The organism is Paenarthrobacter sp. NPDC091669 (assembly GCF_044756725.1).
GTDB lineage: Bacteria > Actinomycetota > Actinomycetes > Actinomycetales > Micrococcaceae > Arthrobacter > Arthrobacter bambusae_C.
Genome location: NZ_JBIVTK010000005.1, coordinates 154,295 through 179,199, shown reverse-complemented (window position 1 = coordinate 179,199; position 24,905 = coordinate 154,295). Strand labels below are relative to the sequence as shown.

The window sequence follows — 24,905 nt, the reverse complement described above, 5'->3', positions numbered from 1 at the left end:
ATCAACGGAGTCAGCGGCGTCATCGCCCGCCGCGACGACATCATCCCTGTCATCTCCGACGTCTGCAATGCTGCAGCCTTTCGACGCTGCGACACTGCGTGCGGAATTCGAACGGACAGCAAAAGAACTCCTGGTGCCAGGTGCCATGGTGCTGTTGCAGACTCCCGGTGGATCACTGACCGCGTCTTACGGAACAGGGACCCGCGGCGCTGACCGTGCGGTATCCGCCGAGGACCACATCAGGGTGGGTTCGGTCACCAAGACCTGGACCACCACCGTGGTCCTGCAACTGGTGCAGGAAGGCAAGCTTGCACTGGAAGATCCGGTGTCCAAGTACCGTCCCGACGTCCCCAATGGAGACGCGATCACCGTCGAACAGATGCTGACCATGCGCAGCGGCCTGTTCAACTACACCGAAACACTCGAGCTCAACACAGCCATGGACCAGGATCCGCAAAAAGTCTGGCAGCCGGAAGAACTCCTCGCCTTGGCCTTCGCGCACCCACCGTATTTTGCCCCGGGGCAGGGATTTCACTACTCCAACACGAATACGGTTCTTCTGGGCTTGATCTCCGAAAAAGTCGAGGGCAAGACCCTTCCAACCCTGTTCAAGGAGCGGATTTTCGAGCCACTTGGATTAAAAGGGACGGTCTTTCCCGAGCTTTCTTCCAGTGCCATTCCGGAGCCCCATCCCCACGGCTATTTCTATGGGGACAACGTCTTAACCATGACCAATCCTGCCCTTCCCGATCAGATGCAGAAGGAAGCAATGGCCGGCGACCTGGCGCCGAACGATGTCACTGACGGCAATCCGTCCTGGGCATGGGCCGCAGGGTCGGGCATCTCCACAGCAGCAGATCTGAAGATCTTGGGCGAGGCCCTCGTCAACGGAAAGCTCCTGAAGCCGGAACTCCAGCAGAAGAGGCTTGACAGCGTCACCCCCACGAATCCGGACAATCCCGGCGGGGCTTCGTACGGCTTGGGCATTGCCAAGTTCGGCAATTTGTACGGGCACACCGGCGAGCTGCCGGGGTTCAATACCTTCATGGGAAACGACCCCGTCAACTCCGTCACCTTGGTGGTATGGACCAACCTGGCCCCCGCCGCAGACGGGCGGGATCCCGCCACCACCATCGCGCGCACGTTGATCGGCAAGGTGTACCGACCGGCTCCCTGATTGCCGGAACACCATTGCTTCCAGGCCATTCGCGATATATCGTGAGCTTGTCAAACGCGATATATCGCAATCTGGAGGGATCATGTCTGAGGAACTATGGACCGTGACCGGTCCGCAAACCATTGATGTGGACGATGTCCGCTCTCTCAAGCTGGGAATCGTCAAGGGCCGCTTTGACGTCATGACCCACGACGAGCCTTCTGTCCGCATTGAAATCAGCGAAATCACCGGCGACCCCCTCACGGTGACCCTCGTGGATGGCCGCTTGGAAGTGCGCCACCAGCTGCAAGGGCCGCAAGGATGGTTCCGCAACCTGATGGGCACCGTCAACAACACCAGTACCAACTCAGTGGTTGTCGGGATCGCCCTTCCGCCCGGAGTGGATGTCGAGGCCGGAACGGTCAGCGGCGACGGCCTGGTGTCCGGGATCAGCGGACGGACGCGCCTGAACACCGTCTCAGGCTCCGTTATGGCAGATGGAACCAGCGGCGAGCTGCACGTGAACACCGTCAGCGGCGAGGTCATCGCCAGGAACCACGACGGCGTCCTGACCGCCAAGAGCGTCTCAGGCGAGGTGACCGCTTCGGGCAAGTTCAAGAACGTCCGGGCCAGTACCGTCAGCGGTGACCTCAGTTTCGATCTTCAGGACTACACCAACGACCTTGGGGCAAACTCGGTCTCCGGCGACCTGACCATCAGGCTTCCCCACGACGTCGGCCTGGACATTGTGGCCAAGTCAGCCAGCGGAACCGTAGTGATCGACGACCAGATGTATGCCCAGCCCGGCAGCAACGTGCACACGATTGTCGGCCCGGACGAAAAGCTCATGCTGTTGCGCACCAACACGGTATCCGGCAAGACCTACATCATGCACGGGTCAGCACCGGCAACGGACAACAACCACCAGGTCCCCGGGGAAGCAGGCCTCTAATGCCTCCCGTCTTTGCACACGGAGCCCTGCGCCTGTACCTGCTGGCGTTGCTCGAAGCAGGCCCCAAGCACGGCTATGAACTGATCAAAGCCTTGGGCGACCGGTTTGGCGGGACGTACTCCCCCAGCGCAGGAACCATCTATCCGCGCCTGGGCAAGCTGGAGGAAGAGGGCCTGGTAGCCACCGAAATCGAGGGCCGCCGCACCAAATACTTCATCACCGCCGCGGGCATCGCCGAACTTGAAGGCCGAAGGGACGAGTTGGCCGACGTCGAAAACACCATTTCCGCCTCTGTCAGGCGGCTCGCCGACAACTTGCGAGAAGACATCAGGACCAATATGCGGGGGTTGCGGGCGGACCTCGCCGCCACTGCTGAAGCGGCCCGCACCACTGCGACCTCAGCACCTTTCCGGAGCCGGTCCGGCGGCTACACCCCTGAGGGCCAACGCCTGGTGAAGGAAGCCGAGCTGATGGTCCAGGCATTCAGGGACGATATCCGGGTGGAGCTGCGTCTGCACGGTGCCTCACAACCGCTGACGCCTTTGGCGCTGGAAACAGTGCGAACGGTACTGGACCAGGCGCGCATCTCGATCAGGAATTCGCTGCGGAGTTGACGCGGAGGCGGCTTCAACCGGCGCAACACCGTTCCCGGTTCGCGACCCGGCACCCGGATGTGCGAAACTGGAGGGCAGCTCTATTGAGTATCAATCATTGAAGGAGGCCAGCTATGAGCAAGCGTGCACGTAAGCGTCGTGACCGTAAGCGCGGCGGCGCGAACCACGGCAAGCGTCCCAACACCTAAGCCAGCGGCTTAGTGTCACAGGCTTAAGAGCGAGGGCCCCGGAAACCATGAGGTTTCCGGGGCCCTTGGCGTTTGTCTCCGCCGGCGTTTGTGTCCGCTGGGATCAGGCTTCTACCGGCTTGATGGAGTGGATCCTGTCCAGAATCGAGTTCTTAAGGTTCTCCGGTGCTGACTCGGTGCACGACCGCTTGACCATGGTACGGATGAGGCACTCGAGGTCATACTGCTCGGAGCACTCCTCGCAGGTGTCCAGGTGCTGCTTGATCTCGCTGAGGTCCTCGCGGGTCAACGCGCCGTCGAGGTACTCGTAGATCCGCTGCATTCGCGTATCGTCGCAATCGCCCAATCCCTGGCAGTCGCTCATTTCTCTTTCTCCTGATTGTTGCTTCCGGCCGCGGCCTGGTCTTCGGTATGGGCCCTGAAGCCCCGTTCGGTGGCGTAGTCCGCCAGCATGTCCCGCAGCATCTTCCTGCCGCGGTGCAACCGTGACATGACCGTGCCGATGGGAGTGTTCATGATTTCAGATATCTGCTTGTACGCGTAGCCCTCGACGTCCGCGAAGTAGACAGCCAGCCGGAATTCCTCCGGGATGGATTGCAAGGCGTTTTTGACGTCGGAGTCCGGCAAGTGGTCCAGCGCCTCGGTTTCCGCGGACCTCAACCCCGCAGAAGTGTGCGACTCTGCCTTGGCCAACTGCCAGTCCTCGATCGTGTCCGAGTTGGACTGCAGCGGCTCACGCTGCCGCTTCCGGTAGAGGTTGATATAGGTGTTGGTCAGGATGCGGTACAGCCACGCTTTGAGGTTGGTCCCCGGCTTGTACTGGTGGAAAGCCGAAAAGGCCTTGGTATAGGCCTCCTGGACCAGGTCCTCCGCATCCGAAGGGTTTCGCGCCATCCTCATGGCTGCCGAATACAGTTGGTCCACGTATTGTATGGCGTCGCGCTCGAACCGCGCGCGCCGCTCCTCGGGAGTCTCCGAAGCTACATCGACGTCGGGTGCGGCCACTGCGTCTTCCGCGCCGGCCGCCTGGTACATGGCCGCTGCGGCCGGTTCCGTGGTGCTCATCGTTGCCAAGTCTACTGTCAGCTGCGGGGAATCCGGCTGTGAGCCGTACCCGCGCTCCGGTAGAACCACACGGTCCTTAACCAAAGTCAAAAAATCAACTCCGTTCACCAAGGCGGCAACACCGTGCCGCAGTCCGGTCTCCACCGCACCACTAGTTCACAACGGCCGCCGCTGGGTAATTATTCCGCAAAGGTGCAAGACTAGAGCAGACTGCACCCCTCGAACACAACACCATTGACATAGTGTGGCAAGCCATCCAGGAGGCAAGACATGTCTGTTATCCGTTTTCTCGCGCGGCCCATGCTCGCGTCCAGCTTCGTCGTCGCAGGTCTTGACAAGCTCAGGAATGCAGACGATACCGCCAAGCAGCTTTCGCCCGTCCTTCGACGGGCCTCGGAATCCCTGCCTTTCAAAGCCGATGAGAAGACCCTTGCGCGCGTCCTTGGAGGCGCCCAGTTAGGTGCCGGCGCCTTGCTCGGGCTTGGTAAGCTCACCCGTTTTGCCGCAACGGTGCTGGCTGTGACGTCGGCGTTGAACTCCTACGTCGAATGGCGTTCAGCGGATATCAGCACCAAGGAAGGCCGGAGCGCACGCAAGGCCCAGTTGCTGAAGAACATTTCCCTGACGGGCGGGGTCCTTCTTGCCTCGGTTGATACCGAGGGACGCCCGAGCATTGCCTGGCGCGCGGAGCACTTGGCTGCCGACGCCAAAAAGGTGACGGGCAAGCACATCAAGCGGGCAGACAAAGCAGTACGCAAGGCCGTTGACAACGCAGTTGGAGCATAAGGAAGCATGACGGGTACCACCGCCGCAAACACCGGATCAACCAAAGCCGCTCCGCTGCCTCTCTGGCCGGCGCCCTACGCCAAAGGGCCCGTGGACGCCACGGTGACGGTACCTGGTTCAAAGTCGCTGACCAACCGGTTCCTGGTGTTGGCGGCTTTGGCGGATGGTCCCTCACGGCTGCGGGCTCCGCTGCATTCCCGTGATTCCGCTTTGATGATCCAGGCTTTGCGGCAGTTGGGTGCCACGGTCACGGAGGTTCCTGGCGACGGCGACTACGGCCCTGACCTCGAGATCACCCCGATGGATCCGGCCGCCCCAAGTACCGGGACAGCCATTGACTGCGGCCTCGCCGGCACTGTCATGCGGTTCGTTCCTCCGCTGGCGGCCTTGCGCAAGGGAACTACCGTCTTCGACGGCGATCCGCACGCCCGCAACAGGCCCATGGGCACCATCATCGAGGCGTTGACCGCCCTCGGCGTCCCCGTGGCAGCCGAAGGCGGCAGGACGCCGTCGGCTCTTCCCTTCACGGTGAACGGCACCGGCGAAGTCCGTGGCGGCCACTTAGTGATCGATGCCAGCGCGTCGTCGCAGTTTGTGTCCGCCCTGCTGCTGGTCGGTGCCCGTTTCACCGATGGTCTCCACTTGGAGCACGTCGGCAAGCCCGTACCCAGCCTGGACCACATCACCATGACCGTGGAGGTCCTCCGCAGCGTGGGCGTCAACGTGGACGACTCCGTACCAAACCACTGGCGGGTCTCCCCTGGACCCATCCATGCCTTTGACCAGAGGATCGAGCAGGACCTTTCCAACGCTGGCCCTTTCCTGGCTGCGGCACTGGCAACGCAGGGCACTGTACGAGTCACCAATTGGCCGGCCGGCACCACTCAGGTTGGCGATATGTGGCGGACCATCCTGGCCACCATGGGAGCCAGCGTCACCGTGGAAAACGGGACCCTCACTGTGACCGGCGGACCGGTCATCAAGGGCGCCGACTTCGACGAAACCAGCGAACTCGCACCCACCGTTGCCGCCTTGTGTGCTCTGGCTGACGGCCCCTCGCGGCTGACGGGGATCGCCCATCTGCGAGGCCACGAAACAGACCGGCTCGCAGCACTCGTTGCCGAAATCAACTCCCTGGGCGGTGACGCCGAAGAGACCGCCGATGGCCTCGTCATCCGCCCCGCGGCACTGCACGCCGGTGTGGTCCACAGCTACGCCGACCACCGCATGGCCACTGCCGGCGCCATTCTGGGCCTCGCCGTGGAAGGCGTCGAGGTGGAAGACATCGCCACCACCTCCAAGACCATGCCGGAGTTCCCGGAAATGTGGGCCCGAATGGTGGGGACCATCTCCAGCACGGATGGGGTAAAAAACTGACCATGGGCCGTGATGCACGCTCCTGGGATGAATCCGACGTCCGGATCCGCCCCAACAAAAAAGGTTCCAGGCCGCGGACCAAGGACAGGCCCAGCCACGACGACGCCGTTATCGGCCGGATCATCACCGTTGACCGCGGACGGTACAGGGCGATTGTGGACGAGGATTCCGCGAACGCACGCGTCGTCATCGCAGCGCGGGCCCGCGAACTCCGGCGCAACCCGGTAGTACCCGGGGACTTCGTCGCTTTGGTGGGGGACGTCTCCGGCTCTCCGGACACCCTGGCACGGCTGGTCCGGGTGGAAGAACGACGAACCCTCCTGCGACGCAGCGCGGACGACACCGACCCCATCGAACGCGTGGTAGTGGCCAACGCCCATCAGTTGGTCATTGTTGTTGCAGCGGCCAACCCTGAACCACGCACCGGATTCATCGACCGCGCCTTGGTGGCAGCTTACGACGCCGGCATTGAGCCGTTGCTGCTCATCACCAAGGCGGACGTCAAGGATCCGGCGGAATTGCTTGCCAACTACCTCAGCCTGGATTTCCCCGTGATCATCAGCCGCACAGCGGACTCAGAAGCAGGCGGCATCGACGCCCGCTCCGATGATGGCCTGTCCGCACGGTTGGACCGGGACGCCGTAGCCCAGCTGCGCTCCCACCTCGGCGGCAAGGTCACTGTGATGCTCGGCCACTCGGGCGTGGGCAAGTCCACCATGGTCAATGCCCTGACAGGGGCGGAGAGGGCCACCGGCGGCGTTAACGCTGTGACAGGCCGTGGACGGCACACGTCCTCCTCCGCTTTGGCCCTGAAACTCGCCGATGCCCCGGCCGGCAGCTGGATCATCGATACCCCGGGCATCCGGTCCTTTGGCCTCGCCCATGTGGACCCGGACCGGATTCTGCACTCCTTCCCGGATCTTGAGCCCGGAACGGAAGCCTGTGAGCGGGGCTGCAAGCACGACGCCACGGCCATCAACTGCGGACTGGATCCGTGGGTGAACGACGGCCATGCAGGACCTTCAGGAGCAGCGCGGTTGGCCTCATTGCGCCGGTTGCTCGGTGCCGATCCCCGGTTGGAAGCAAAAGAGACCAAGGAACTGGGCACCGTCAACTGATCGTTGCGGCTTCACGTCCCCGCTGCAGCGAACGTTTCAGGATAGTTTGGTGGCATGACCCATCCCGTTTCCACCTACAACGATGACCTGCGCCTTGCCCACGTCCTCGCTGATTCTGTCGATGCCCAGACCATGGACCGCTTCAAAGCCCTGGACCTGAAGATCGAAACCAAGCCAGACCTCACACCTGTCACCGACGCCGACAAAGCAGCGGAGGAAGCCATCCGGGGTCAGCTCTCCCGGTCCCGCCCCCGGGATGCTGTCCTGGGCGAGGAGTTTGGCAGCAGCGGACACGGCTCACGCCGTTGGATCATTGATCCCATCGATGGGACCAAGAACTTCGTCCGGGGCGTACCGGTGTGGGCAACTTTGATTGCCTTGGTTGATGAGGGTGAACCCGTGGTGGGTGTCGTCAGTGCACCCGCCTTGGGAAAACGCTGGTGGGCTGCCAAGGACATGGGTGCCTACATGGGCCGGTCCCTTGCTGCGGCCACCCGTTTGAAGGTCTCCAACGTTTCCCGCTTGTCCGATGCCTCCTTGTCCTACTCGAGCCTGTCCGGGTGGAAGGAACGCGGGAACCTGGACGAGTTCCTGGGGCTCACCGAGGATGTGTGGCGCACCCGGGCCTACGGCGATTTCTGGTCATACTGCCTGGTGGCCGAGGGCGCAGTGGACATCGCGTGCGAGCCTGAGCTGAACCTGTACGACATGGCAGCCCTCGTCCCGATCGTCACGGAGGCCGGCGGCCGCTTCACTTCCCTGGAAGGCGACGACGGTCCGTTCGGCGGTAACGCGCTGGCAACCAACTCCATCCTTCACTCAGAAGTCCTCAAACGGCTCAACCCAGGCCTGGACGACCTGCTGTAGCGCAGGTCTGCCTCAGGGCCCAGAAGCTGCTTTTCAGCGAATATTCGACGGCGGACGCCTCCTTTTGGAGGCGTCCGCCGTTTTTTCTTCGCCAAACGGGCAATTTTCAACCCCGCGTAACAAAGCGCTTAACAAAGCGAAGTGACTTTGGAGGGGCCGCTGGAGGTGCCCTAACCTTTTTTACAGGTCACGAGTGCCAGCGCTAAACCCCGGTTTGCTGGCCGGCAACCCTCCATTCGCGGCGGGGTGCCCCGGGTGACGACCCGGCCGGTCCGGAACGGATGCGGCAAGCGCGGATCCCCCTATGGGGGTCCCTCTTGAGTGAGGTCCCATGAGCACAGTCACGTTCGACTCAAACATCATTCCGTCTTTCGCGGGTGAAGCGCCGTCACAGGCAGCTGAAGCAACACGGCCACTCGCCGCCGTCACGGGCGCTGAGCTGCAGGCACCGCTGATCCAGGGCGGCCACGTCCGCTATGCCAATCTGGACTACGGTGCATCGGCTCCGGCCCTGACCATCGTCTCGGCCTACCTCAACGAGGTCCTGCCTTACTACGCCAGCGTTCACCGCGGTGCGGGCTTTGCGTCCCAGATCAGCACGTCGGTCTACGAGAACTCGCGCAACATTGTCCGTGAGTTCGTCGGTGGGCGTCCTGACGATTCCGTGATTTTTACGCGAAACACCACAGACTCCCTGAATCTCCTGGCCGGTTGCCTTCCGCAGATCGACGGCCGTTTCTCCGGGGAAGTCCTGTATCTGGACATCGAACACCACGCCAACCTTCTTCCCTGGCAGGGTGTCCCGCACCGCAGTGTCGTGGCGGCCTCCACGTTGACCGCCACGGTGGACAAGCTTCGTGACGAATTGGCCCAAGGCGGGGTCAGCCTGCTCGCCGTCACCGGCGCCTCCAATGTGACAGGTGAAATCCTGCCGATCGCCGAACTCGCTGCACTCGCACACGAATACGGCGCCAGGATCGTTGTGGATGCCGCCCAGTTGGCACCCCACCGCCGGATCAACATCGCGGAGTCCGACGTTGACTACGTGGTGTTCTCCGGTCACAAGCTGTATGCCCCCTTCGGCTCAGGCGTTGTAGTGGGCCGCCCCGACTGGCTCGACGCCGGGACCCCCCACCTGGCTGGTGGCGGCGCAGTCCGTGAAGCCCGCCTGGACTCGGTGAGCTGGGCAACGGGCCCTGCCCGCCACGAAGGCGGGTCCCCCAATGTCCTGGGTGCCGCAACCCTCGCCCGCGCCACGCAGGTCCTCGCCGGGCTGGACCAGGACGCGTGGCACGCCCACGAAGCCGCCATCCGCACCTACTTGGTGGACGGCTTGGAGGCCATTGATGGCGTGACTGTGCACCAGATCTTCACTGACTCCGACGACACCATCGGTGTGGTCAACTTCTCCGTGGAAGGATTCGACGCCGGATTGGTGGCCGCCTATCTGGCCGCCGAGCACGGAGTTGGCCTCCGTGATGGACGCTTCTGCGCCCACCCACTGCTCAAGCGACTCGGACTTCCCTCCGGCTCCTTGCGTGCCAGCTTTGGCGTGGGCTCCCGGTTGGAGGACGCCACGAGGCTGCTCGCAGGCATCGAAGGGCTTAAGCGCAACGGGTTGGGTTGGGACTACGTGGTGGATGAGGGCCGCTGGGTGCCTGCCAACGACCACCGGACCTACCCGGAGTGGGCTCCCAATACACCCGGCACTGCAGGTGCTGCTCCCTGCACTGTTGACTAAGCGCTCTCTACCTCGGCTGCGGTAAATTCGTAGGGTATCTTTTGGCGACCCTGTGAAGGAGTTTTTGGTGGCATTGCCTTCTCCGGCCGCCTCCAGCGGACAGCCGGGCGTTCCCGGACCTGCCGGACCACGAGGTCCCAAGCTCCACGCCGACCGGCGGAATGAGTTCGGCCAGAGCTTTCAGGACGGTGGAGAGCACTACGATCGCGTTCGGCCGGGCTATCCCTTGGACTCCGTGGAGTGGCTTGTTCCCCAAGGGGCCACGGCTGCTGCGGATCTCGGAGCGGGGACTGGCAAGTTCACGGCCCTCCTCGTGGAGCGCGGACTGGACGTTGCCGCCGTCGACCCTTCCGCCGACATGCTGGAGCAACTGCGCAAGTCGCACCCGCACGTCATCGCGCTGCAGGGAACGGCTGAAGCAACTGGACTGACGGACTCAGCATTCGACGTCGTCAGTGTTGCCCAGGCCTGGCATTGGTGCGATCCACTGGCAGCGAGCACCGAGATAGCCCGCATCCTGCGGCCGCAAGGAACCTTGGGACTGGTCTGGAACCAGCTGGATACCGACGTGCCCTGGGTTCATCGGCTCTCGCGCATCATGCATGCCGGCGACGTCCACAAGCCAGGGTTCCGTCCACTGGTAGGCCCGGAATTTTCCGGTTTGGAAAGCCACTTCAACCGGTGGTCGGACGCCTTGACGCCCGAAGACATCATGGAGCTGACCAAGTCGCGGAGCTACTATCTCCGCGCCAACGACGCCACCAGGGCGAAGGTCATGGGCAACCTGGAGTGGTACCTCTACGAGCACCTGGGGCACGCACCGGGAGAGACCGTTCCGCTGCCCTACGTGACGCAGATGTGGCGGGCGGTCAAGATGCGCGCTGCACAGCCACGGTAGGCTTGGGGTGTGAAGACCAGTACGCCCTCCTCCTCGATTGAGGACTACGTCAAGGTCATCTACTCGTACACAGAGTGGCAAGACAAGCCGATAACGTCCTCCCAGCTTGCCCAGCGCCTGGGTGTGGCTAATTCCTCCGTGTCTGAAATGGTACGAAAGCTCAAGGACCAGGGACTGGTGGACCACCAGCCCTACAGCGCCATTCGCTTGACCCCGGCTGGTATGCGCCTTGCACTGGCCATGGTGCGCCGGCATCGTCTCATTGAGACCTATCTGGTGGAAGAACTCGGGTATAGCTGGGATGAGGTCCACGATGAAGCTGAGATGTTGGAACATGCGGTGTCAGACACCTTCATCGAGCGAATGTCCGACAAACTCGGCCACCCGGTCAGGGACCCGCACGGCGATCCGATTCCCTCGGCGGATGGCACAGTTGAACTGCCGCACGCCTACCGCATGATCGAACTGGACCAAGGCCACTCCGGCCGTATCACCAGGATCAGCGACGAGAACCCCGATCTCCTCAGGTATCTGGCAGCGGAAGAGATCACCCTCGACGCCCCGGTGGAAGTGGTTGGACGTAAACCGTTCGGCGGAGCACTGGTGGTGCGGATTGGAAGCGGCGCCACAGGCCGCGAGTTCGATCTCGCCGACGAAGTCACGTCCGCACTCTGGGTCCAGAGCGCTGAGACCCACGAAGGCTGCGTCCTTCCCGCCCGCTGACCCACCCCCGGCGGGAGCTCAGCCGGGCTGCACGGCCGGCCCGCCGTCGTCGGACGCTGCATCCGGTTGGCTGTCAGCGGCAATCGCCGCTCCCTTGGGCGGATTCCTTATCCCGACGGCGGAAGCTGCTGCCCCAGTCAGGAACAGTGCCGCTGTGACCAACAGGGCGTTGTACAAACCTTCGCGGCTGAAGACCGGTCCCACAATCAGCCCCGCGAAGGCAATGGTGATCAGGCCGGCGATCCGGGCAACGGCGTTGTTCACCGCTGAACCGATCCCCGCCTCCTCGGGCGGGACAGCACCAAGAATGGCGGCCGTCAGGGGTGCCACGAGAATTGCGAGTCCGAGTCCGAAGACAATCTGGCCCGGCAGCACCTGTGTCCAATAATTCAACGGCTCCTGGACCGACAACGACATCAGGAAGCCCACACCGCACAGCAGCGGGCCCAGGGTCATGAACCATCGGGGCCCGTACTTCCCTGCAAGGCCACCAAAATACGAGGCACACAACATGAGGATGACGGTGCCAGGCAGCAAGGCAATGCCCGCCATGGTGGCCGCCATGCCCCCAACTTGCTGAAGATAGATTCCCAAAACGAAGAACCCCAGGGAAATTCCACCGTAGATGGCCAGCGTTGCCAGGTTGCCCCACCCAAAGTTGCGGATCGCGAAGAGCCTGAGTGGCAGCATGGGCTCGGCAGTCCTGGCCTCATGGATCAGGAAAAGCACCATAGCTGCGATGCCGGCCACCAGGGGCAACCACACCTGCACACTCCCCCAGCCCATGCGGCCCTGTTCGATAAACGCGAACACGGGACCACCGAGGCCCACCATGGCCAGGACGGCTCCGGGGTAGTCGATGCGTTTGCTCTTGTCCCGCGCGGCATCGGAGGCCCGCAGGCCTGCCAATATGGGCCAAATGGCAACGGCGGGAATGACATTGATGAAGAAGATGACACGCCAGGAGAGCAGGTCCACAGCCATGCCGCCAATCAGCGGACCAACGATGGCCGCAGCGCTGGTCCAACCGGACCACTGGCCGATGGCTTTGGATTGGGCCGGACCGGAAAACGAGGTAATGATCATGGCCAGCGAACTTGGGACCAGGAGGGCCCCGGCAATACCCTGCAGTGCCCGCGACACCACCAGGACTTCGCCGGACCACGCCAGCCCGCACAAGACCGAGGTCACGGCGAAACCTGCCAGGCCCCATTCCAGGATTCGCGCCCTGCCGAAATGGTCAGACAACGAGCCCGCCACCAGGATCAACGCACCCAAGGTCAACAGGTACGCGTCCACTACCCATTGTTGGATGACCAGGCCGCCACCGAGCTCCCTCCCGATGGCAGGCAGTGCGAGATTAACCACAAAACCATCGAGGATGGCGATGAACGACGCCACGATGGCCACCACCAGCACGCGTTTCTGGAGCGGAGTACGCGGCAGAAGCGCGGCAGCGTCAGTCATGAGCACAGCCTACGCCTGTGAAGTCCCGTATCGTTGAGTGGTGATCAGCAGACGTGATGCCGCATTGGCCCTTGATATTTCGATGGAAATGGCCCAGCGCCACGGTATTCCGTCCAGGCTTTCCGAAGCCGAACTCCGCGACATGCAGGACAATCCCCCGGCTTGGTTGGTGCAGTCACGCGCCAACCGTACCGGCAAGCGCCCCGTCTGGGTGCATCTGACCTGTGCTGTGTGCGGCTATTCCGAAGCCATTCGGCCCAAAAAGTGGTGGCCGGACTTTTCCTTCGTCTACTGCGGAACCCACCGGAACAGTGACCTTCCCAAACTCTTCCTCGGGGAAGTACGCAGCGAATACGAGGGGGTTGGCAGCCGCTTCGTGGGCGTCGTCGATGTTCCGGAGAGCAAGGCCTAGCCGTCGTTCACGGCTGAACCATCTCCGAGGGCACCGCAAGAATCTGTACTGGTTTCCCTTCCCTCAGCACGGTCAAAGGGAAGGGTCGGCCAATGGCTTCTTCGAACAATAACTTCTGCAGGCTCTCGGCACTGGACACCGCCCGCCCCTGCGCGCGGAGCACGATGTCCCCCGGCTGAAGCCCGGACAGCTCCGCTGGCGACCGGGGAATCACCTCTACCACCCTCAGGCCTTCCTTCTGCCCCGTCCGTACAACGGCACTGGCGTCAAGCGGTATTGGCGTGCTCACCAAGCCCAAGTACGCTCGATGCACCCGGCCATCCCTCAGCAGGGACGCGATAATGCGCTGGGTTGTGGGGTTGATGGGAACAGCCAATCCCAGGCCGAGCCCCGCTACCGCGGTGTTGATGCCCACAATGCGTCCGCGGGTATCGGCCAACGCACCGCCGGAATTTCCGGGATTCAGCGCAGCGTCCGTTTGGATGACATCCTCGATCACCCGCCGGTGTTCGCCCGCCCTGACGGGAATGGACCTGCCCAACCCACTGACTACGCCCGCAGTCACCGAACCGGCCAGTCCCAGCGGGTTCCCCACGGCGATCACCAATTGCCCCACTTTCAGGGTTTCGGCATTGCCCAGCACTGCCGGGGGCGGCGTGGACTTCACGCCACGGACCACAGCGAGGTCGGATAGAGGATCTGCGCCCACCAACTCCACGTCCGTCTGCCTGCCATCGGCGAACACAGCCCGCCCGGACCGGATGCCTGCCACTACGTGGGCGTTCGTCAGCATGTATCCATCACCGGTGAAGACCACGGCTGAGCCACTGCCGCTGCGGATCCGACCCCTTCGGTCGGTGCTGGTCATCTCGATGGCGGCAACGTGCGGTGTCACAGATTCCGCAACCCGGACCACGGTCTTCGAGTACGCGTCCAAGGCATGCTCGTCGTCGTCAGGGTCCAGCAGTTCGAAGTCCGGCTCAGTGCTCATCACGTGCCTCCTGCCACCGCTCCGCCGTGATTCGGCGCTTATCCACTTCAACCGTTAATCCTTGGCTGGTAGTCCTGCGGACAGTACGCCGTGGGTGAACGTGGAGGTCGCCTGCCGTTCCGCGTCCGGGCATGGGAAAGCCCTCGGATCACAGGGATCCGAGGGCTTTCCGGTGGGTGGAGATGGGGGGAATTGAACCCCCGTCCGATGTCGTTTTGTCAGGGCTTCTCCGGGCGCAGTTCGCGTCGGATTTTCTCGGCCCCAGCCATCCTGCGAACAGGTGGCTGATCCGGGCCCAGTCATCTTAGAGTCCCGTTTACCTCAATGACGAAGGCAAACAGCAGTGGCTATCTAAATGACGCCAGGAACCGGGGCGATAGCAACCCCGGGCTGACGGACTGTCTTACTGCTTAGGCAGCGAGAGCGAAGTCAGTGCGCTTAGATTCGGCACTTATTGGTTTGCAGACAGCGTTTACGAGATAATTCTGCATCCTCGGCCCGCTTCACCTGTCGCGACTAACATCGTCGAAACCGATCATCCCCGTATTTTGTTACCAAACCCGAGTGGAACATCGACCATGTCGAATTCCCTTCGGACTACTCATCATAACGCATTCACCCGGTGGAACATTCCACGGGCCAGGCGGGCGTGGCGCTACCGGCGGTTGCGTTCCCGCAACTCACGCAGCGATTCACGCTTGTCCTGCTGCTCACGCAGCGTTTGGCGCTTGTCGTAATCCTTCTTGCCCCGGGCAATGGCGATTTCAACTTTGGCGCGGCCATCCAGGAAGTACAACTGGAGCGGCACCACGGTGAAGCCGGACTCGCGGATCTTCTGCGAGATTTTGTCCAGTTCGTCGCGATGAAGCAAGAGCTTACGACGCCGGCGCGCGGCATGGTTGGTCCAGCTCCCTTGGTGATACTCAGGGATGTGGATACCTTCCATCCACAATTCGTCGTTATAGAAGGTGCAGAAGCCGTCCACCATGGAGGCATGGCCCTCACGGAGGGACTTCACTTCTGTTCCCATGAGGGCGATGCCTGCCTCATAGGTGTCCAGGACATGGTAGTTATGCCGGGCCTTCCGATTGGTGGCCACTACCTTACGGCCACTTTCCTTGGGCACGGTAGAACTCCTTGTTAGATGCGGATTTCAACTAGTGTACGCCAGTGCCGGGGGCCTCCCGAGCACTGCCCCACACACTAGAGAAGGTTCATGGGATCCACAGCGGAACCGTTCAACCACGTTTCGAAGTGGGCGTGGCAACCGGTCGAGTTACCGGTGCTTCCCGAGTACGCGATGAGTTGGCCGGCCGAGACGCGTTGGCCGTTCGCCACCACAATGCTGCTGTTGTGGTAGTAGATGGTGGTCAGCGAATTGCCCTGGACTACGCCATGGGACAGTTTCACACGCCATCCACCGCCGTCGGCTGAGTTCCAACCTGAGTTGAAGACCTCCCCTGCAGCCGCCGCGTAGACCGGAGTGCCACATGCCGCGCCAAAGTCGATGCCGGTGTGCATGTAGCCGCCCGTACCGTAGAAGTCGATGGTCCCTGGGGGCGTTGCGCGCCAGCCGAATCCGGAGGTGATGGGAACATAGCTGGCAAAGGGGTGACGCAATCCGAAGGCGGACGGTGAACCTGCTGCCGGCGGAACATACGGCTGCTCCGGTGGGGCCGGCCGACCTTGGGCCGCGGCTGCGGCCGCGGCGGCTGCGGCAGCCTCTTCAGCAAGGCGGCGCTGCTCCGCTTCCCAGGCTTCCCTGAGTTTCCGGTCGCGCTCCACGATTTCAGCGGCCACGGTGTTCTGCTCAGCCTTGACCCGGGCCAGATTGGCTTCGATACCCGGTTTAGCGGCCTGAAGCTGCCCATTCAGGCGCGTAGTGTCTTCAATGAGCTTGTCGACTTCGGCTTTCTTGTTTGCAGCCTCGTCCCTTGCCGATTTCTCCCGGTTAAGCGCAGCGTCTGCTTTCGCTTTGAGGTCCTGGATCTCTTCCTCAACGGCTACCAGCCTTGCTTGGGAGTTCACGTTGGTAGCGTTCTGCTGGGTCAGCTTGGTCATGGCGGCGTTCTGGCTGCGCATGGCCTGGTCAGCCAAGTCCATGGACTCGGTCAGGTTGCCGGACTCACTGGACCCGAAGAGAAGGGCGATGTTGGTGGGAACTCCACCGGACTTGTATGCCTGGGAAGCGATCTGACCGATCAGTTTCTTGGTGTCGGTGATCTTCTGCTTATCACTTTCCAACTGCTCGGTGATCTTGGCCTTGTTTTGCTGGGCAAGTTCAACCCTTGCCGCCAAAGCTTCAACTTCCTTGACCGCACTCGCCACCCGGCCCTGCGCCTCAAGCAGCGCCTGCTGGGCACCGGGAAGGCGGCCTTGGTAGATCACCAGGTCGCCGGCAGCTTTGGCGATATTGGCATCAACAAACTCCAGGGATGCCTGAACCCTGGCGGCTTCAGCTTCAAGTGCGGCTTGCTGGTCTTCAAGGTTGTCGGCCTGGGCAGCGGGAGCGCCCGACAGGAGGCTGACAGCCAGACCCACAGCAAGCACGGCACCCATGATCCGAGCATTGCCCGACGCAAAGCGCCGGCGCAGGGAGATCGGGTCCAACGCGGTCATCAGGAGTCCTTTTCGATTGTCAGCATGAAGGGTGATCGGGCCTGGGCGGTCATCGCTAGACCTTCAGATATCGCCGGAGGGTCAAGAGCGAGGATATCCCGGCCAGACCCGCACCCAAGGCAATCAGCACGGGCGCTATCACCAGCACCTGGGTGGAGGAAATAAAGGGGGTGTTGAGGAACTGTTGCGACAAATCACCATTAAGCCAGAAGTGCGCCATCAACCAGAGAGTGACCGAAGCAAGCACGGCCCCCACAACGGCAGCGATAACACCCTCCAGGATGAACGGCAGTTGGATCACTGTTTTGGACGCTCCGACGAGCCGCATGATGCCCGTTTCCCGGCGTCGGCTGAAGGCAGAAAGCCGGATGGTGGTGGTAATGAGCAGCACGGCGCAGAAGATCATGACCACGGCTACACCCATCGCAGCAACCGATGCTCCGTTCATCCAGGAGAAGATGCGCTCCAGGACCTGCCGTTGGTCGCTGACGGTCTCGACTCCCGGCTGGGAGGAGAACGTCTCGCTGATGATCTGGTACTTCTCCGGGTTCTTCATGTTGATCCGGAAGGAGGCCGGCAGTTGGTCCTCGGACACCGAATCCACGATCGGCGAGTTGGAGAACTGTTCCTTGAAGTGCGTGTAGGCCTCAGCCTGGGATTCGAACTGGAAGTCGTTGATGTATTGCTTGACCGCCGGGGACTCAAGCATTGCCTGCAGGTTCTCCTGCTGCTCCTGGGTGGCCGGACCCGAAGCGCAGCCCACCGCCGTCGAACCGTCGTTGCAGAGGAAGACGGCCACCTGGACTTTGTCGTACCAGTAGCCCTTCATCTGGTTGATCTGCATCTGCAGCATTCCGGCGGCACCTACGAACGTCAAGGAAACGAACGTTACCAGGACCACTGAAATGACCATGGAAAGGTTCCGGCGCAAGCCGCTGCCGATTTCCCCCAGGATGAACAGGAGCCTCACAGCTGCACCCCCTGTGCACGGTTGAGTTCCTCGCCGCTGGCATCCCGCAGGCGGCGCGATTCGCCAACCACCGGAATCATCGAGGTGTAGAGCGCCTTGGCTTCGTCTCGAATGACCTTGCCGTTCTTGAGCTCCACCACGCGTCGGCGCATTTCATTGACGATGTCGTCGTCGTGGGTTGCCATGACTACTGTGGTGCCGTTCTGGTTGATCTTGTCCAGGACTCCCATGATTCCCATCGAGGTGATGGGGTCCAGGTTTCCGGTCGGTTCGTCCGCCAGCAGGATGCCGGGACGGTTTACGACAGCGCGGGCGATGGCCACGCGTTGCTGCTCGCCACCTGAAAGTTCGTGGGGCATTCGGCGTTCCTTGCCCTCCAGGCCCACGGTCTTCAGGACCTCAGGAACTGTTTCGCGGATGATTGAGCGGCTCTTGCCGATCACTTGCATCGCGAAGGCAACGTTGGCGAAGACGTTCTTCTGCGGGAGCAGGCGGAAGTCCTGGAACACCACGCCGATGCCGCGACGAAGCTTGGGTACACGCCAGCTCGAAATGTTGGCAACGTTCTGCCCGGCAACATACACAGACCCGGACGAGGCTTTATCTTCCTTCAGGATCAAGCGAAGAAAGGTGGACTTGCCTGAGCCCGACGCACCTACGAGGAAGGTGAATTCGCCGCGGTTGATCTCAAGGCTGACAGAGTCGAGCGCCGGTCGGGCATTCTGCTCGTAGACCTTGGTGACATTCTCAAATCTGATCATGGCCCTTTAGAACCCCGCCGGACATGACATAGTCGCCCAGTCCAACAGCCGGAGCGCGGGCTTTCGATGGGGGAAGTGAGAGCACCGGCCACTCGACTATACGCACGGGTAGGCCGGATTTACCGGGCTTTGGAGGGTGTGTCGCGGAATCCGGAGCGTTGGCGCGAACCGGACTCCGTGCTCCTCCGTCTTAGCTGGAAGCTGCGTTGCGGTTGCCAGTACGCCAACGGATGCCGGCGTCAATGAAGTCATCAATGTCGCCGTCCAGGACTGCTGAAGTGTTGCCCACTTCATGTTCCGTTCGAAGATCCTTGACCATCTGGTACGGGTTGAGGACGTAGGAGCGCATCTGGTCACCCCAGGACGCCTTGACGTCTCCAGCCAAAGCCTTCTTTTCCGCGTCCTGCTGTTCCTTCTTGACCAGCAGCAATCGGGACTGAAGTACCCGCATGGCCGCGGCACGGTTCTGAAGCTGCGACTTTTCGTTCTGCATCGAAACCACAATGCCCGTGGGAAGGTGGGTCAGCCGCACTGCCGAGTCGGTGGTGTTGACCGACTGGCCTCCCGGCCCCGAGGAGCGGAAGACGTCAACGCGAATTTCGTTATCCGGAATTTCGATGGAGTCCGTCTGTTCGATCAACGGAATAACTTCCACTGCCGCAAAGGACGTCTGTCGGCGGCCCTGGTTGTCGAAGGGACTGATGCGGACCAACCGGTGTGTTCCCGCTTCGACGCTCAACGTGCCGAACGCGTACGGCGCCTTGACCTCGAACGTGGCGGATTTCAGTCCCGCCTCCTCGGCATAGGACGTATCCATCACGGTGGTAGGGTACCCGTGGCGTTCTGCCCAGCGCAGGTACATCCGCATCAGCATCTCGGCAAAATCCGCCGCGTCAACTCCACCGGCACCCGCACGGATGGTAACCACGGCTTCGCGTTCGTCGTACTCGCCTGCCAACAGCGTGGTGATTTCGAGTTCCGCCAGAGCCTTGCGAATGGACGACAGCTCCTTCGCAGCTTCTGCCATGGAGTCGTCGTCGCCCTCGTCCTGGCCGAGTTCGACCAAGACTTCAAGGTCGTCGATCCGGGAGTCCAGCTTGGAAAGACGCTCAACTTCCGACTGCCGGTGTGACAACCGCGAGGTGATCACCTGGGCAGAAGCCGGGTCATCCCAGAGGTCCGGGGCTCCGGCTTGCTCGCTCAGTTCAGCGATCTCAGCCTTAAGTGCGTCAACATCGGTAACGTTCTCGATGGAGCTGTAAGTTGCGCGAAGTGCGCGGATTTCTGCGGGAAAATCTATCTCAGCCATGGTCATCCCAGCGTACGCTATCCGTCACGCTCCCCCGACGGCTCCGTTCTTTCGTGCCGGACCATGACCCGGACCGCTACTGGGTCAAGGATGAGCGGGCTACCGATCGGGCCTCAACCAGGATCCCTTCCGGCAGGAGGAAGCTGATCACCGGAGGATGGGCCACCGCGGTAAGGACCACCACTGCCGTGCCGCCGGGCTCGCTGCCGGTTCCCGCCGCCAGGGCAAGGCGATCATGATGGGAAGAGGCGCCAGTGCCGGAGAGGTAGGAGGCTGCCCCGGACCGCACGCGCTCATCTACCAATGACGGCCCAGGGCGGCTCCCGGTCCCTATATCCCCCACCATGAAGGAGTCGGCAGCGGCAAGCGCTGCTCCGTCCGCCAGCGACAACAATTTCTTGTGCTCCAGGTAGACCGCCGAGGCGGCCATGACCACAGTGGCCAGAAGAAGCGCCAGAGCAACGAAGCCAATAACGAGAACGGCGATCTGGCCTTCTTCGCGGGTCCTGCCGCTGGGCTGCGTCGTCACAGGAACCGGCCCACTACTTGAGTGGCGGACGCATTCAACCTGGCAGCATTCAACCCCACCGCGTCCCCAAAGGGCATCAAGGGCAAGGGAACATCGAGGGTGACCGTCACCGTCACTTTTGCACCAGCCGACAGACAGTCCGCTCTGTCGCACGACACCTCAACCTTGGCCTTGTCCGGGGCATGCCCGTAGTCCTCCAAGGCAAGGAAGACTGCCCGTTCCGCGGCCGCCCCGGCATCGGAAAGCCCGCCCCGGGCCACGAACACCTTCGCCGCTTGGTCGGCGGCCCCGACCACCGCAAAAGACCCACCTTGGATTTGCCCGACCGTCACCACGAAATAGACCACGGGAACCATGAGCAGTACGGCCAGGAACGTAAATTCGACCACGGCACTGCCCTGTTGGCCCCATGGCGCCCCCGCGTCTGGTACGAACTTCCCGGCTGGATCCCCGGCAGGCGCCCCGACTGGATCCCCGGGGAGGCATAGTGCCTCACGCATCCTCTGCCGGAAGGCTTTCAGCAGGTTCAGGCGTGGCTCAGAGTGCTGCATGACCCTTCACCTCCAGCAAGCCACGGGGACCAACCAGCCCGACAACCGGCAAGGGCGCTTTTACCGTCACCTCCAAGGTGCGGGCTCCGTCCACCATGACATCGCTGCAAACGATGTCCCCGGAAAAGTCGCTGTTCAAGGCGGAGTGAATCAGCTCCGCGGTCCGTGCCTGTGCATCTGCCGGAGTGCGATCCGCCAAAGCCCCGTAGCGGGCACCGGAGGCCGCAGCATCGATCAGGGTGTTGCGGACATGCAACACCAAGGTGAGCTGAACGATCGCCATAAAGAACAGCGTCAGCAGCGAGCCGACCAAGACGAAGTCCACAACGGCCGACCCGCACTCGTCGGAGACGCTCCGCCGTCGCTTGCTCCGAAGACCTCGAACAATGGCGGGTTCCGGCCGCACTCCTACTGGCCCACTTTCTCGATCGCCTGATCGAACAAGCCCTCCAAAGCAGGAGCAGCCAAGGCAAGAAGGCCAGCGACCAGGACCGCCGACATCAACGTAATCATGACCCAGCCAGGCACGTCCCCTCGATCCCGATCCTCAGCACGGGACAGCCCTCTTAACGCGACCGCCATCACCAGGGAGATGCTGACGGCGCTCAGGAAGGAGGTGGCGGACAGTGTTCTTGTAGTGCGGTTCATGGTTCTCCCCAAAATGGATGGATCGGCGTACGGATATGGCGTGAAGTAATGCGGTGTTTTTCGGTGGACCGGGTTGCATCCATGGAATGGAATGCTTCGATGGATAGATCTTCTTTGGCGGTGTCGACGTCAGGCTTACAGGCTGATTTCCAGCGCAGCTATGGCCGGGAAGGCAGCGAAGATGACTGTGAGCGGGAGCACCCCGAAGACAAGCGGCACCATCATGGCGATTTCTTTTCTGCCTGCGGACTCCATGAGCTCGCGTTTTGCGGCGTCGCGGACGTCCGCAGCCTGCGCCCGGAGGACATCGGCCAGTGGCGTTCCCCGTTCCACTGCGACCACCAGCCCGTCAAAGAACCTGACCAGAGGCGGCAGCTCCGACCTCATGGAGAACGCTTGGAGTGCCTCCGAAAGTGACTTGCCGGATCTGGCATCGGCGAGGACCAGACCAAACTCCGCAGAGAGTTCCCCACTGGAACTGCGGCTTGCCCTGTCCATGGCGCCCATCGCACTCTCGCCTGCAGCAACCGCGAGCGCCATCAACTCCGCGAGACTCGGAAATTCGGACAGCATCGCCGATTCCCGCTTCCTGATCCGTTGTCCCAGAACAAAGTCGCGGAGCATGTAGCCCCCTGCTGCGCCTGAGATGACACAAACAACAAGGAAAGCCGGGCTGAACTGCCCTGCGGCGGCGCTTATCACCACAACAAGTACCGCCATTACGAACCCTGCGCCTGCCCACAGGAGCTGCTCGGCCCGGAAATCCAGAGTGGATTTGGAAGAGCCGGCGCGCGCAAGCCTCTTTCCCAGCGCTGCAGACCCGATGTTGAACCGGGACAGGTATGTGATGGCGTCACCAATGATGGGACGCACTATCCTCTCCAACGGTCCGAAAGGCGTGAGGTTATGGGTTGGTGTGCGCAGCAGCCGCGACTCCAGGTTTCGTGATCTCAGCTGGGCCTCGATGCGGTCCGAGAAGGTGTTCCCGCGCATGAACGGGAGCCGCACCAGAATCAGCCAACAACCCGCCCCGAGAAGCAGCCCGCAGAGCACGGCGAACGCCGTGGTAGTGGTCATCGAAGCACCCGCTGATCCTCAGGCAACGCACCAACCCGCAGCATCACGGAGTAGCTGACAACAGATACCAACAGCCCACCGAGCAAGACCATCGCGCCTGTGGCCGAGTTATAGGCCAGCATCGCTTCAGGCCGGCTGGCCATGACAACCAGTACCACCCAAGGCGCCGCTACCGCGAGCCGTGCTGCATTGATGGTCCATGACTGGCGGGCTTCCAGCTCACTTCGCGTGCGTGCGCTGTCCCTCAGGAACTCGGAAAGAGTGCCAAGCATCCGGCCGAGATCCGAACCACCAACCTCGCGGGTCATTCTGAGTGCCTCGATAATGCGATCCGCCACAGGATCGGCCAGCCGTGCCTTTAGCCTGTTCAGGGCAGCCTCGAACTGTCCGCCGGATCTGTAGTCCGCCCCAAAGTCCAGGAACAGCGTGCGAAGTTCCTCCGGTCCCTTGTATCCCAATTGGATCAGAGCCTCCGGCAGGGCGAGACCGGCACGTATGGCTGAGCGCAAGTGGTCCACAATGTCCGGCCACAGAAGTCGGAGTGCGGCCCGGCGCTTGCGTGCCCGCCAACGGACCGCGGCGAAAGGAACCCACGAACCAAAGAGGGAAAAGCACGCTGCAACCGGCGGCGATCCTGTGACGACGAAGAACACCAGCAATGCGAAGAGGCCGCAGCCTGCACACGTGAGAAGAAGACCCCCACCTGTCACTTTCTCAATACCGGCTGAGGTGAGCAGCAGCTCAAGGCGCCCGGGGCCCGTTTCCTTTGCTTCTACCTGCGGTTGTACCCACGAGGACCACCAGATGAGGAACACCCCAAGGCCGCAGAGGATGCCGAGAAGGGGCGCCATCAGTTCAGTTCCAAAAGAGCGGCGACGTCGAATCCAGCCCGGGCGAACTTTTCCGCAGCAGGCATGGAGTTGGCCCGCGGCAGCAGTTGCGAGCCGACCATACCGAACACACCCGATGATTCGATGATTCCGTTTTCGACCCTCCGTCCAAGGGAGAGGATCTCAGTCACCTGCCTGCGGCCCGTGGAGTGGCGGCTGCAGTGCACTACGAGGTCGATACAGGATGCAACTGTCGGCACCACGAAAGCACTGGAAATATTTGCCCCTGCCAGAAGCGGGAGCGTGCAGATTTTGGTCACTGCGTCGTGTGCGGAATTGGCATGGACGGTGCACATGCCTGGCAAACCGGAGTTCAGCGCAATCAACATGTCCAGGCTCTCCGCTTCACGGACCTCCCCCACCACCAGTCTGTCCGGGCGCATCCTCAGGGCTTCCTTGACCAACCGCCGCAGCGGAATTTCGCCTCCTCCTTCCAGATTGGGTTGCCGGCACTGAAGTCCTACGACATCGCGCAGCGGGAGTTGCAGTTCGAAGATCTCTTCTACCGTGATGACACGTTCACGGGAACCGATGTGGGCAGCAAGGCAGTTCAACATGGTGGTCTTCCCGGCCTGGGTGGCACCCGATACGAGGATATTGAGACCGCTGGCGACAGCTGCTCCGAGGAACCGTGCGGCCTGCGGCGTAAGGCTTCCCAGCTCGACCAAATGCTCCAGGCGGCTCGCCCGGGCAATGAACTTCCGGATATTGACGGCCCAGTGCTTCCGGGTAATGTCCGGGATTGCCACGTGCAACCGTGAACCATCAGGAAGGGCGGCATCGACGAACGGTGACGAAAGATCCAGCCGGCGCCCCGAACTCTTGAGCATTCGTTCCACAAGGTCCCTGACCTGCTGGTCGGTCAGGCTGATGCCCGTCAGCTCCGATTCACCGTTGCGGGCAACATAGATTTCGTCCGGCGCATTGATCCAGACCTCTTCAATAGCGGCATCGTCCAGGAGTGGCTGCAGCGGCCCGAAGCCTGCCACCGCATCGAAGATGTGCCGTCGGGCAGTCTCAAGGTGGCCGAGGGAAGGAAGCGGGCCCAAGAGCGCACGTTCGTCGTAGTCATTCACTGCCGCTTCCACCAGAAGCCTGACGTCCGAAGCCTGCTCGAGCGGATCCAGTCCCCTGCGCCGAATGAGCTCCCTGACTTCTCCTTCGACGATCCTTACAGCATCCACTTCTTCCCCAAC

At 62.1% G+C, this 24,905-nt stretch carries 28 protein-coding genes, 1 other RNA gene and 1 riboswitch; of the genes, 12 read left to right on the top strand and 17 right to left on the bottom strand.

The genetic code is table 11. The annotated features are described in order from the left end of the window. The first annotated feature begins 67 nt into the window (after nucleotides 1–67). The 4 genes from ACIQLI_RS10530 to ACIQLI_RS10515 all read left to right on the top strand — a co-directional run bounded on the left by ACIQLI_RS10530 (nucleotide 68) and on the right by ACIQLI_RS10515 (nucleotide 2,910). Nucleotides 68–1,177: a serine hydrolase domain-containing protein gene (locus ACIQLI_RS10530; protein ID WP_400387902.1), complete on the top strand. Its 1,110-nt coding sequence runs from the start codon at nucleotides 68–70 to the stop codon at nucleotides 1,175–1,177. A gap of 82 nt (nucleotides 1,178–1,259) precedes the next feature. After that, entirely contained in the window at nucleotides 1,260–2,108 is an 849-nt protein-coding gene (locus tag ACIQLI_RS10525; RefSeq protein ID WP_400387899.1) for a DUF4097 family beta strand repeat-containing protein, read from the top strand. Beyond that, nucleotides 2,108–2,722: a PadR family transcriptional regulator gene (locus tag ACIQLI_RS10520; protein WP_400387896.1), complete on the top strand. Its 615-nt coding sequence runs from the start codon at nucleotides 2,108–2,110 to the stop codon at nucleotides 2,720–2,722. The genes ACIQLI_RS10525 and ACIQLI_RS10520 overlap by 1 nt, the downstream gene beginning before the upstream one ends. A 113-nt stretch (nucleotides 2,723–2,835) precedes the next feature. Then, nucleotides 2,836–2,910, top strand: coding sequence for a 50S ribosomal protein bL37 (locus ACIQLI_RS10515; RefSeq protein ID WP_369299106.1), 75 nt, complete (start codon nucleotides 2,836–2,838; stop codon nucleotides 2,908–2,910). A gap of 103 nt (nucleotides 2,911–3,013) precedes the next feature. Here ACIQLI_RS10515 and rsrA read toward each other — a convergent pair whose 3' ends face one another. Further along, the gene (rsrA, locus tag ACIQLI_RS10510; protein ID WP_089595572.1) at nucleotides 3,014–3,274 is read right to left on the bottom strand and encodes a mycothiol system anti-sigma-R factor; all 261 of its coding nucleotides are present in this window, start codon (nucleotides 3,272–3,274) and stop codon (nucleotides 3,014–3,016) included. Then, the gene (locus tag ACIQLI_RS10505) at nucleotides 3,271–4,065 is read right to left on the bottom strand and encodes a sigma-70 family RNA polymerase sigma factor (RefSeq protein WP_400387893.1); all 795 of its coding nucleotides are present in this window, start codon (nucleotides 4,063–4,065) and stop codon (nucleotides 3,271–3,273) included. Before ACIQLI_RS10505 ends, rsrA begins: the two co-directional genes overlap by 4 nt. Nucleotides 4,066–4,245: 180 nt before the next feature. Here ACIQLI_RS10505 and ACIQLI_RS10500 point away from each other — a divergent pair, with 180 nt between their 5' ends. The 7 genes from ACIQLI_RS10500 to ACIQLI_RS10470 all read left to right on the top strand — a co-directional run bounded on the left by ACIQLI_RS10500 (nucleotide 4,246) and on the right by ACIQLI_RS10470 (nucleotide 11,485). Further along, the gene (locus tag ACIQLI_RS10500) at nucleotides 4,246–4,761 is read left to right on the top strand and encodes a DoxX family membrane protein (protein WP_354228263.1); all 516 of its coding nucleotides are present in this window, start codon (nucleotides 4,246–4,248) and stop codon (nucleotides 4,759–4,761) included. A gap of 6 nt (nucleotides 4,762–4,767) precedes the next feature. Beyond that, on the top strand, nucleotides 4,768–6,138 hold the full coding sequence (gene aroA / locus ACIQLI_RS10495; RefSeq protein WP_400387889.1) for a 3-phosphoshikimate 1-carboxyvinyltransferase: 1,371 nt from the start codon (nucleotides 4,768–4,770) through the stop codon (nucleotides 6,136–6,138). A gap of 2 nt (nucleotides 6,139–6,140) precedes the next feature. After that, entirely contained in the window at nucleotides 6,141–7,256 is a 1,116-nt protein-coding gene (locus ACIQLI_RS10490; RefSeq protein ID WP_400387886.1) for a ribosome small subunit-dependent GTPase A, read from the top strand. Between the two features lie 54 nt (nucleotides 7,257–7,310). Continuing rightward, nucleotides 7,311–8,123: a histidinol-phosphatase gene (hisN, locus tag ACIQLI_RS10485; RefSeq protein WP_089595575.1), complete on the top strand. Its 813-nt coding sequence runs from the start codon at nucleotides 7,311–7,313 to the stop codon at nucleotides 8,121–8,123. A 185-nt stretch (nucleotides 8,124–8,308) separates the two neighbouring features. Next, nucleotides 8,309–8,422, top strand: a riboswitch (SAM riboswitch). 32 nt (nucleotides 8,423–8,454) lie between these two features. Continuing rightward, nucleotides 8,455–9,864: an aminotransferase class V-fold PLP-dependent enzyme gene (locus ACIQLI_RS10480; protein WP_400387883.1), complete on the top strand. Its 1,410-nt coding sequence runs from the start codon at nucleotides 8,455–8,457 to the stop codon at nucleotides 9,862–9,864. A 73-nt stretch (nucleotides 9,865–9,937) separates the two neighbouring features. Further along, nucleotides 9,938–10,762: a class I SAM-dependent methyltransferase gene (locus tag ACIQLI_RS10475; RefSeq protein ID WP_400388194.1), complete on the top strand. Its 825-nt coding sequence runs from the start codon at nucleotides 9,938–9,940 to the stop codon at nucleotides 10,760–10,762. A gap of 9 nt (nucleotides 10,763–10,771) precedes the next feature. Next, nucleotides 10,772–11,485, top strand: coding sequence for a metal-dependent transcriptional regulator (locus ACIQLI_RS10470; protein ID WP_400387880.1), 714 nt, complete (start codon nucleotides 10,772–10,774; stop codon nucleotides 11,483–11,485). An 18-nt stretch (nucleotides 11,486–11,503) separates the two neighbouring features. Here the strand turns inward: ACIQLI_RS10470 and ACIQLI_RS10465 are convergent, their stop codons facing one another. Further along, nucleotides 11,504–12,952 (bottom strand): MFS transporter, encoded by a 1,449-nt coding sequence (locus ACIQLI_RS10465; protein WP_400387877.1) that lies wholly within the window; start codon nucleotides 12,950–12,952, stop codon nucleotides 11,504–11,506. A gap of 82 nt (nucleotides 12,953–13,034) precedes the next feature. On the opposite strand from ACIQLI_RS10465, the gene ACIQLI_RS10460 reads away from it, so the two are divergent. Then, nucleotides 13,035–13,364, top strand: coding sequence for a hypothetical protein (locus ACIQLI_RS10460; RefSeq protein ID WP_051420657.1), 330 nt, complete (start codon nucleotides 13,035–13,037; stop codon nucleotides 13,362–13,364). A 7-nt stretch (nucleotides 13,365–13,371) separates the two neighbouring features. Here the strand turns inward: ACIQLI_RS10460 and ACIQLI_RS10455 are convergent, their stop codons facing one another. The 14 genes from ACIQLI_RS10455 to ACIQLI_RS10390 form a co-directional block, all read right to left on the bottom strand. Continuing rightward, nucleotides 13,372–14,355 carry a S1C family serine protease gene (locus tag ACIQLI_RS10455; protein ID WP_400387874.1) on the bottom strand — a complete coding sequence of 328 codons (984 nt, stop codon included), beginning with the start codon at nucleotides 14,353–14,355 and terminating at the stop codon, nucleotides 13,372–13,374. A 174-nt stretch (nucleotides 14,356–14,529) separates the two neighbouring features. Further along, nucleotides 14,530–14,898, bottom strand: a transfer-messenger RNA (tmRNA) gene (gene ssrA / locus ACIQLI_RS10450). Nucleotides 14,899–15,010: 112 nt separating this feature from the next. Then, nucleotides 15,011–15,481 carry an SsrA-binding protein SmpB gene (smpB, locus tag ACIQLI_RS10445; RefSeq protein WP_017198498.1) on the bottom strand — a complete coding sequence of 157 codons (471 nt, stop codon included), beginning with the start codon at nucleotides 15,479–15,481 and terminating at the stop codon, nucleotides 15,011–15,013. Between the two features lie 77 nt (nucleotides 15,482–15,558). Further along, nucleotides 15,559–16,974 carry a peptidoglycan DD-metalloendopeptidase family protein gene (locus tag ACIQLI_RS10440; protein ID WP_400387870.1) on the bottom strand — a complete coding sequence of 472 codons (1,416 nt, stop codon included), beginning with the start codon at nucleotides 16,972–16,974 and terminating at the stop codon, nucleotides 15,559–15,561. Nucleotides 16,975–17,029: 55 nt separating this feature from the next. Then, complete coding sequence (ftsX, locus tag ACIQLI_RS10435) at nucleotides 17,030–17,944, bottom strand: permease-like cell division protein FtsX (protein WP_354228245.1); 915 nt, start codon at nucleotides 17,942–17,944, stop codon at nucleotides 17,030–17,032. Next, complete coding sequence (gene ftsE / locus ACIQLI_RS10430; protein WP_354228243.1) at nucleotides 17,941–18,705, bottom strand: cell division ATP-binding protein FtsE; 765 nt, start codon at nucleotides 18,703–18,705, stop codon at nucleotides 17,941–17,943. Before ftsE ends, ftsX begins: the two co-directional genes overlap by 4 nt. Nucleotides 18,706–18,895: 190 nt before the next feature. Next, nucleotides 18,896–20,014 (bottom strand): peptide chain release factor 2, encoded by a 1,119-nt coding sequence (prfB, locus tag ACIQLI_RS10425; RefSeq protein WP_400387866.1) that lies wholly within the window; start codon nucleotides 20,012–20,014, stop codon nucleotides 18,896–18,898. Between the two features lie 76 nt (nucleotides 20,015–20,090). Beyond that, on the bottom strand, nucleotides 20,091–20,543 hold the full coding sequence (locus ACIQLI_RS10420; protein ID WP_400387863.1) for a pilus assembly protein TadG-related protein: 453 nt from the start codon (nucleotides 20,541–20,543) through the stop codon (nucleotides 20,091–20,093). Next, nucleotides 20,540–21,094, bottom strand: coding sequence for a hypothetical protein (locus ACIQLI_RS10415; RefSeq protein WP_400387860.1), 555 nt, complete (start codon nucleotides 21,092–21,094; stop codon nucleotides 20,540–20,542). Before ACIQLI_RS10415 ends, ACIQLI_RS10420 begins: the two co-directional genes overlap by 4 nt. Further along, complete coding sequence (locus ACIQLI_RS10410) at nucleotides 21,081–21,419, bottom strand: TadE/TadG family type IV pilus assembly protein (RefSeq protein ID WP_400387857.1); 339 nt, start codon at nucleotides 21,417–21,419, stop codon at nucleotides 21,081–21,083. Before ACIQLI_RS10410 ends, ACIQLI_RS10415 begins: the two co-directional genes overlap by 14 nt. An 83-nt stretch (nucleotides 21,420–21,502) precedes the next feature. After that, the gene (locus ACIQLI_RS10405; protein WP_354228620.1) at nucleotides 21,503–21,742 is read right to left on the bottom strand and encodes a hypothetical protein; all 240 of its coding nucleotides are present in this window, start codon (nucleotides 21,740–21,742) and stop codon (nucleotides 21,503–21,505) included. Between the two features lie 135 nt (nucleotides 21,743–21,877). Next, nucleotides 21,878–22,819: a type II secretion system F family protein gene (locus ACIQLI_RS10400; RefSeq protein ID WP_400387854.1), complete on the bottom strand. Its 942-nt coding sequence runs from the start codon at nucleotides 22,817–22,819 to the stop codon at nucleotides 21,878–21,880. Then, entirely contained in the window at nucleotides 22,816–23,670 is an 855-nt protein-coding gene (locus ACIQLI_RS10395; RefSeq protein ID WP_400387851.1) for a type II secretion system F family protein, read from the bottom strand. The genes ACIQLI_RS10400 and ACIQLI_RS10395 overlap by 4 nt, the downstream gene beginning before the upstream one ends. Further along, nucleotides 23,670–24,893: a CpaF family protein gene (locus ACIQLI_RS10390; RefSeq protein ID WP_400388191.1), complete on the bottom strand. Its 1,224-nt coding sequence runs from the start codon at nucleotides 24,891–24,893 to the stop codon at nucleotides 23,670–23,672. The genes ACIQLI_RS10395 and ACIQLI_RS10390 overlap by 1 nt, the downstream gene beginning before the upstream one ends. Nucleotides 24,894–24,905: the final 12 nt, after the last annotated feature.

Bases quoted from the DNA above. Each gene is read 5' to 3' on its own strand.
- ACIQLI_RS10530 (WP_400387902.1), top strand. From the start codon at position 68: ATGCTGCAGCCTTTCGACGCTGCGACACTGCGTGCGGAATTCGAACGG.
- ACIQLI_RS10525 (WP_400387899.1), top strand. From the start codon at position 1,260: ATGTCTGAGGAACTATGGACCGTGACCGGTCCGCAAACCATTGATGTG.
- ACIQLI_RS10520 (WP_400387896.1), top strand. From the start codon at position 2,108: ATGCCTCCCGTCTTTGCACACGGAGCCCTGCGCCTGTACCTGCTGGCG.
- rsrA (WP_089595572.1), bottom strand. From the start codon at position 3,274: ATGAGCGACTGCCAGGGATTGGGCGATTGCGACGATACGCGAATGCAG.
- ACIQLI_RS10500 (WP_354228263.1), top strand. From the start codon at position 4,246: ATGTCTGTTATCCGTTTTCTCGCGCGGCCCATGCTCGCGTCCAGCTTC.
- aroA (WP_400387889.1), top strand. From the start codon at position 4,768: ATGACGGGTACCACCGCCGCAAACACCGGATCAACCAAAGCCGCTCCG.
- ACIQLI_RS10490 (WP_400387886.1), top strand. From the start codon at position 6,141: ATGGGCCGTGATGCACGCTCCTGGGATGAATCCGACGTCCGGATCCGC.
- hisN (WP_089595575.1), top strand. From the start codon at position 7,311: ATGACCCATCCCGTTTCCACCTACAACGATGACCTGCGCCTTGCCCAC.
- ACIQLI_RS10480 (WP_400387883.1), top strand. From the start codon at position 8,455: ATGAGCACAGTCACGTTCGACTCAAACATCATTCCGTCTTTCGCGGGT.
- ACIQLI_RS10465 (WP_400387877.1), bottom strand. From the start codon at position 12,952: ATGACTGACGCTGCCGCGCTTCTGCCGCGTACTCCGCTCCAGAAACGC.
- ACIQLI_RS10460 (WP_051420657.1), top strand. From the start codon at position 13,035: ATGGAAATGGCCCAGCGCCACGGTATTCCGTCCAGGCTTTCCGAAGCC.
- ACIQLI_RS10455 (WP_400387874.1), bottom strand. From the start codon at position 14,355: ATGAGCACTGAGCCGGACTTCGAACTGCTGGACCCTGACGACGACGAG.
- ACIQLI_RS10440 (WP_400387870.1), bottom strand. From the start codon at position 16,974: ATGACCGCGTTGGACCCGATCTCCCTGCGCCGGCGCTTTGCGTCGGGC.
- ftsE (WP_354228243.1), bottom strand. From the start codon at position 18,705: ATGATCAGATTTGAGAATGTCACCAAGGTCTACGAGCAGAATGCCCGA.
- prfB (WP_400387866.1), bottom strand. From the start codon at position 20,014: ATGGCTGAGATAGATTTTCCCGCAGAAATCCGCGCACTTCGCGCAACT.
- ACIQLI_RS10415 (WP_400387860.1), bottom strand. From the start codon at position 21,094: ATGCAGCACTCTGAGCCACGCCTGAACCTGCTGAAAGCCTTCCGGCAG.
- ACIQLI_RS10405 (WP_354228620.1), bottom strand. From the start codon at position 21,742: ATGAACCGCACTACAAGAACACTGTCCGCCACCTCCTTCCTGAGCGCC.
- ACIQLI_RS10400 (WP_400387854.1), bottom strand. From the start codon at position 22,819: ATGACCACTACCACGGCGTTCGCCGTGCTCTGCGGGCTGCTTCTCGGG.
- ACIQLI_RS10395 (WP_400387851.1), bottom strand. From the start codon at position 23,670: ATGGCGCCCCTTCTCGGCATCCTCTGCGGCCTTGGGGTGTTCCTCATC.